The sequence below is a fragment of the Bacteroides sp. CAG:633 genome (assembly GCF_000435115.1).
GTDB classification, from domain to species: Bacteria; Bacteroidota; Bacteroidia; order Bacteroidales; family Bacteroidaceae; genus Bacteroides; species Bacteroides ndongoniae.
Genome location: NZ_FR883083.1, coordinates 1 through 6597, shown reverse-complemented (window position 1 = coordinate 6597; position 6597 = coordinate 1). Strand labels below are relative to the sequence as shown.

General features: G+C 49.5%; 7 protein-coding genes. 5 read left to right on the top strand and 2 right to left on the bottom strand.

Annotation, left to right across the window (positions count from 1 at the left end; genetic code table 11):
• Positions 1-210, bottom strand: a 210-nt coding sequence (locus tag QVP67_RS09185; protein WP_288180069.1) for a DUF4172 domain-containing protein, incomplete at its 3' end; no start/stop codon positions are given.
• A gap of 468 nt (positions 211-678) precedes the next feature.
• Here QVP67_RS09185 and QVP67_RS09180 point away from each other — a divergent pair.
• From QVP67_RS09180 to QVP67_RS09160, 5 genes are all read left to right on the top strand, one after another.
• Positions 679-1998, top strand: coding sequence for a DEAD/DEAH box helicase (locus QVP67_RS09180; protein WP_022163272.1), 1320 nt, complete (start codon positions 679-681; stop codon positions 1996-1998).
• Between the two features lie 324 nt (positions 1999-2322).
• On the top strand, positions 2323-3390 hold the full coding sequence (serC, locus tag QVP67_RS09175) for a 3-phosphoserine/phosphohydroxythreonine transaminase (RefSeq protein WP_022163271.1): 1068 nt from the start codon (positions 2323-2325) through the stop codon (positions 3388-3390).
• Between the two features lie 124 nt (positions 3391-3514).
• On the top strand, positions 3515-4435 hold the full coding sequence (locus tag QVP67_RS09170; protein ID WP_022163270.1) for an NAD(P)-dependent oxidoreductase: 921 nt from the start codon (positions 3515-3517) through the stop codon (positions 4433-4435).
• 16 nt (positions 4436-4451) lie between these two features.
• The gene (locus tag QVP67_RS09165; protein ID WP_022163269.1) at positions 4452-4658 is read left to right on the top strand and encodes a hypothetical protein; all 207 of its coding nucleotides are present in this window, start codon (positions 4452-4454) and stop codon (positions 4656-4658) included.
• 6 nt (positions 4659-4664) lie between these two features.
• Positions 4665-5912, top strand: coding sequence for a DUF1015 domain-containing protein (locus QVP67_RS09160; protein ID WP_022163268.1), 1248 nt, complete (start codon positions 4665-4667; stop codon positions 5910-5912).
• A gap of 205 nt (positions 5913-6117) precedes the next feature.
• On the opposite strand, the gene QVP67_RS09155 is transcribed toward QVP67_RS09160, so the two are convergent.
• On the bottom strand, positions 6118-6597 hold a 480-nt coding region (locus QVP67_RS09155; RefSeq protein WP_288180068.1), incomplete at its 5' end, for a glycerate kinase.

The window sequence follows — 6597 nt, the reverse complement described above, 5'->3', positions numbered from 1 at the left end:
ATTGTTCAATTCCACTCCTTCAATTTCTGAAGATGCAATGATGTCATGGGAGATGGATTCAACTACGGCGGACATCTTGTCGTTAAAACCGATTACACTAAGACGTCCCATCAGATAGCCGACAGCCTTGTTTACCTTGTTCAGCTTCTCGCCGACAAGTTCCTTGTCCCACGAAAAGGAAGGCCATTCTTTATGTTCATGTATATACATAGGCATCACTGTTTTCTGCAAATATACGGTTTTGCGGATAATTAACCGCAAAATTTGCGGCTTATTATCCGCATGAAACAGTGAAATCAGTATTTATCAGCATTTAATAAAACACGTTTCGTAGCAAATTTAGCTGTTATGCCTCCTCCTTTATGAAATTATCGGCTTTAACTTCTAACACTGCGAAGCAAAGTGATAACTTCTATTTTCCAAAGGAATATTAAACCCGAAACTTAAATATTAAACAACTCATTTTTGCATTTAGATGTGCGCGCGTATGCGCATGCGCGTGTGTGGGTGTGAGAGCTATGCAAGTTTGCAAGTTTTGCAAGTTTTGCAGGATTCCATCTTTATTTTCTTTCCCTGTGTATTTCCGCGTAATCCGTTCCTAAAAGCAACAAGATGTCAGTCGTTTGCGAAAAAAACACTATTTTTGAACCGATTTTATGTAAATACCTATTTTGCTATATGGAACTTCAGGACATTCTTCATCACTTGAATATCGAACAGCTGAACCCTATGCAGGAAGCTGCCTGTAAGGCGTATGCTGCCAGCCGTAACCTTGTATTGCTTTCGCCCACGGGGTCGGGTAAGACGTTGGCTTTCCTTTTGCCGCTGGTAGGCTCGTTGAAAACCGGTGTGCAGGGCGTGCAGGCAGTGGTGCTGGTGCCCTCGCGCGAACTGGCGTTGCAGATAGAAGGCGTGTTCAAGGCCATGAATACGCCTTTCAAGGCGATGAGCTGTTACGGCGGGCGTCCGGCTATGGACGAGCACCGCACGATGAAGGGACTGAACCCGGCAGTCATCATCGGCACGCCGGGGCGCATGAACGACCATTTGCAGAAACAGAATTTCGATGCCGGACGGGTGACAACGCTGGTCATCGACGAGTTCGACAAGTGTCTGGAGTTCGGCTTTCAGGACGAGATGGCCGAAGTCATCGGTCAGCTGCCTTCGCTGCGGAAGCGCGTATTGCTTTCGGCAACCGATGCCGAAGAGATTCCGCAGTTTGCCGGTGTGGACGGGGAGGGGCTGGTGAAGCTCGACTTTCTGCCGGCGGAAAGGACCGGAGCACGTCTGAGCCTGCAACAGGTACTTTCGCCTGAAAAGGATAAGCTGGAGACACTGTACAACCTGTTGTGTTGCTTGGGCAATGCCTCGACGCTGGTGTTTGTGAACTATCGTGAGAGTGTGGAGCGGGTGGTGCAGTACCTGCGTTCGCGGAAGTTTCCTTGCGAAATGTTTCACGGCGGCATGGAGCAACCCGACCGTGAGCGGGCCCTTTACAAGTTCCGCAACGGAAGCAGCCCCGTGCTGGTGTCGACCGACCTGGCTGCGCGCGGACTCGACATTCCGGGCATGGACAACGTGGTGCACTACCATCTGCCGGTCAACGAAGAAGCCTTTACCCACCGCAACGGACGTACGGCACGTTGGGACGCCAGCGGATCGGCCTATCTGATACTGCATCCCGAAGAACACCTGCCCGCGTATCTGTCCGATGAGGTTCCCTGCTTTGAAATGCCGGTGCAGATCCCCAAACCGATGAAGTCGCGCTGGGCAACCTTATATATAGGGAAAGGAAAGAAGGACAAGCTGAACAAGGTGGACATTGTCGGTTTCCTGTATAAGAAAGGTGGCCTGACGCGTGAGGATGTGGGGCAGGTAGACGTGAAGGAACATTATGCTTTTGTGGCTGTACGCCGCAGCAAGGTGAAACAGCTGTTGACGTTGGTGCGTGGCGAAAAGATCAAGGGGATGAAGACAATCATCGAGGAAGCCAAATAAAAATAGTGAAAAACGGCGGAAACATGCTGCTGAACATACTAGAAAAGGTGCTATGTGATAAATATGCATTTTATTTGCAGTTTTTCTGCTTAATAGTTGCTAATGGGGGCCATAAACTTTCAGTTTGCCTTTTTGTCAGGTGACTTGGCAAGTATATGTAACAAATTGGTGTATATTTCCTGTATAAACCAATAAAAAGATAGGAAAATACGTTTAAAAATGGTTTTTTCATAAGGAAAGATTTGTTTTAAAGAAATAATTCCGTAATTTCGCCATGTCGAAAGACAGAAATGAACGAATTGTATAACCAAAAACACACTTTAAATGAAAAAGCATAATTTCAATGCAGGACCCTCCATCCTTCCGCGCGAGGTGATCGAAGACACAGCGAAAGCTATCTTGGACTTTAACGGTTCCGGTCTCTCACTGATGGAAATCAGCCATCGTGCCAAAGATTTTCAGCCCGTTGTGGACGAAGCTGTGGCATTGTTCAAAGAATTACTTAATATTCCCGAAGGTTATTCAGTATTGTTTTTGGGTGGTGGTGCCAGTCTGGAATTCTGCATGGTCCCCTACAACTTCCTGGAAAAGAAAGCAGCCTATCTGAATACCGGTACATGGGCCAAGAAAGCCATGAAGGAAGCAAAGGCTTTCGGTGAAGTAGTAGAGGTGGCTTCTTCGGCTGACGCAAACTTCACTTTCATCCCGAAAGACTATACAATCCCTGCTGACGTCGATTATTTCCACATCACGACGAACAATACTATTTTCGGTACCGAAATTAAGCACGATCTTGATGTGAATGTTCCGATGATTGCCGATATGTCTTCTGATATTTTCTCGCGTCCGGTCGACGTGTCCAAATATATCTGTATCTATGGCGGTGCACAGAAGAATCTGGCTCCTGCCGGCGTAACGTTCGTCATTGTGAAAAACGATGCAGTAGGCAAGGTTTCGCGTTACATCCCGACCATGCTGAACTATCAGACACATATCGATGGCGGTTCAATGTTCAATACACCGCCGGTAGTGCCCATTTACTCGGCCATGCTTACATTGCGCTGGATCAAGGCTCAGGGTGGCGTGAAGGAAATGGAACGCCGTGCCATCGAAAAGGCTGACATGCTGTACGCTGAAATCGACCGCAACAAGATGTTTGTGGGAACAGCTGCCAAGGAAGACCGTTCGCGCATGAACATCTGCTTCGTTATGGCTCCCGAATACAAGGATCTGGAAGCTGACTTCCTGAAGTTTGCTACCGAAAAGGGTATGGTCGGCATCAAGGGACACCGTTCGGTTGGCGGTTTCCGTGCATCGTGCTACAACGCCATGCCGAAGGAAAGTGTACAGGCGCTGATCGACTGCATGCAAGAATTCGAGAAACTTCATTAATCTGAAATAAACCAATTATAGTTCACCACAGATTGCACAGATTACCACAGATACTCTTTTTCGGATGATGGCTGTGATGATGGGTGTATTCTGTGGTGAATTTTTTTTCTAATATCATAAAACTATGAAAGTATTAGTTGCAACAGACAAACCGTTTGCCAAAGTGGCCGTAGACGGTATTCGTAAGGAAATAGAAGCAGCAGGCTACGAATTGGCCCTGCTGGAGAAATATGGTGAGAAAGCCAAGTTACTGGATGCGGTAAAGGATGCCGATGCTATCATTATCCGCAGCGATGTCATTGACGCAGAAGTACTGGACGCTGCCAAGCAGCTGAAGATTGTGGTACGTGCCGGTGCCGGTTACGACAATGTAGACCTGGAAGCTGCTACTGCTCACAATGTATGCGTGATGAATACACCGGGACAGAACTCGAACGCCGTAGCCGAACTGGCTTTCGGACTGATGGTGATGGCTGTACGCAATATGTATAACGGTACTTCGGGCACGGAGTTGAAAGGTAAGAAACTGGGTATTCATGCTTATGGAAATGTAGGTCGCAACGTGGCACGCATCGCCAAGGGATTTGGCATGGAAATCTATGCTTACGACGCATTCTGCCCGAAAGAGGTTATCGAAAATGATGGCGTGAAAGCGGTTGATTCGGCCGAGGAACTGTACGCTACATGTGATGTCGTTTCCTTGCACATTCCGGCTACTGCCGAAACAAAGAACTCTATCAATCATGCGTTGGTAGGCAAGATGCCGAAAGGCGGACTGCTGGTGAACACAGCCCGTAAGGAGGTTATCAACGAAGCCGAACTGATTCAGCTGATGGAAGAGCGTGCCGACCTGAAGTACATGACCGACATCATGCCGGCTGCTCACGAAACGTTTGCTGCCAAGTTTGCAGGCCGCTATTTCTCTACACCCAAGAAGATGGGTGCACAGACCGCCGAAGCCAACATCAATGCCGGTATTGCTGCCGCCAAACAGATTGTAGGCTTCCTGAAAGACGGTTGCGAGAAGTTCCGCGTGAACAAATAAAATAAAAGGTACGGCTATGAAGAAGGAAACCAAAGAGTGCATACAGATATACATTCCGTTGATATTGGCTGTTTCGCTGAACGGGTTGACAGGTCTGGTCAGCATGTCCGATTATGCGGAAGGCTTTTTACAGGGAATGGCATTGCTTCTGTTGTGCGTGGCAGCCTTCGAAATAGCGTTTGCCTTTAAGCGTAGAATGAAAACAACTTCAAAAGAAAACTGAGTATTTATGGCAACAATCAAACCATTCAAGGGACTCCGTCCCCCCAAAGAGCTGGTGGAAAAAGTAGCTTCCCGCCCTTACGACGTGCTGAACTCTGAAGAAGCGCGTGCCGAGGCCGAAGGCAATGAGATGTCTCTCTACCACATTATCAAGCCCGAGATAGACTTTCCTGTAGGTACCGACGAACACGATCCGCGTGTTTACCAGAAGGCTGCCGAGAATTTTCAGAAATTCCAGGATAAAGGCTGGCTGGTGCAGGACGAGAAAGAAAACTATTACATCTATGCCCAGACGATGAATGGCAAGACACAGTTCGGACTGGTGGTAGGCGCTTACGTGCCCGACTACATGAACGGTGTCATCAAGAAGCATGAGCTGACCCGCCGCGACAAGGAAGAAGACCGCATGAAGCACGTCCGTGTGAACAATGCGAACATCGAACCGGTCTTTTTTGCCTATCCCGACAACAAGACGCTCGATGCACTGATTGCCCGCTATACGGCACAGCCGCCCGTGTACGACTTTGTGGCTCCTGACGATGGTTTCGGTCATACATTCTGGGTGATTGACCGTCCGGAAGATATCGCTGCCATTACCCGCGAGTTTGCCAAGATGCCGGCTCTCTACATTGCCGACGGACACCACCGCAGTGCCGCTGCAGCGTTGGTCGGTGCCGAGAAGGCAAAGCAGAACCCGAATCACCGGGGCGATGAAGAGTATAACTACTTCATGGCGGTGTGCTTCCCTGCCAACCAACTGACGATTATCGACTACAACCGTGTCGTGAAGGATCTGAACGGTCTGACTCCTGCACAGTTCCTCGAAGCGGTAAGCCGTCATTTCGATGTAGAGGAAAAGGGTGCCGAGATCTACAAACCGGCCTGTCTGCACAACTTCTCGCTTTATCTGGACGGCAAGTGGTACAGCCTGACTGCCAAGCCGGGTACGTACGACGATAACGACCCGATCGGGGTGCTTGACGTAACGATTTCTTCCAACCTGATTCTCGACGAGATATTGGGCATCAAGGACCTCCGTTCGGACAAGCGCATTGACTTTGTCGGCGGAATCCGTGGATTGGGCGAGTTGAAGCGCCGTGTGGACAGTGGCGAGATGAAGATGGCACTGGCACTCTATCCGGTCAGCATGAAGCAGCTGATGGATATTGCCGATACGGGCAACATCATGCCTCCCAAGACAACGTGGTTCGAACCTAAGTTGCGTTCAGGACTGATTATCCACAAGCTTTCTTAAAGAGAAGGTTGCGTCGTTGCTTGACGACGAGTATATAGAGAGTGTATCAATTGAAGAATAACTGGCTTATGTGAAATGAGCACAGAATTACCCGGAAGAAGAAGTAATCCGTGAATCTCCGTGTAATCCATGCCTGGAAAAAGCCGTTTTTTCATTTGATACACTCTCTTTTTATGCCCGTTTATGCTTGCTGTAGTGGAAGGCTTTATAAAACAGACGCACCGTCCCATATCCGGCAGATCTGTCCGACGGTCTGCATGATGTTTTGGCAGGCCGTGGACGGTCGCATGGCTTCTTCCAAAGACATCGGAGCCGGAGTAATGGAAAAGGCGGCACGGAAGCCGGCCTGGTTCAGGATATCGGCATCTTCGATGCTGCCGGATACGAGGATGACGGGGATGCCTTGCCGCCTGGCCCGTTTCAGGATGCCCGACGGAACTTTGCCCATCACCGTCTGGCGGTCCGATTTTCCTTCGCCGGTGATGATGAGGTCGGCACCTTCGATTAGCTTGTCAAAGTCCGTCAGGTCGAGCAGTAAGTCTATGCCGGGCTTTAGTTCGGCGTTGAGCAGGGCAGACAGGGTGCCTCCCATGCCTCCGGCTGCTCCGGCGCCGGGTAACGTGGCGATGTCGCGTCCGGTGGTCTGCTGGATGACTTGCGCCAGGTGTTGCAGTCCCTTGTCCAG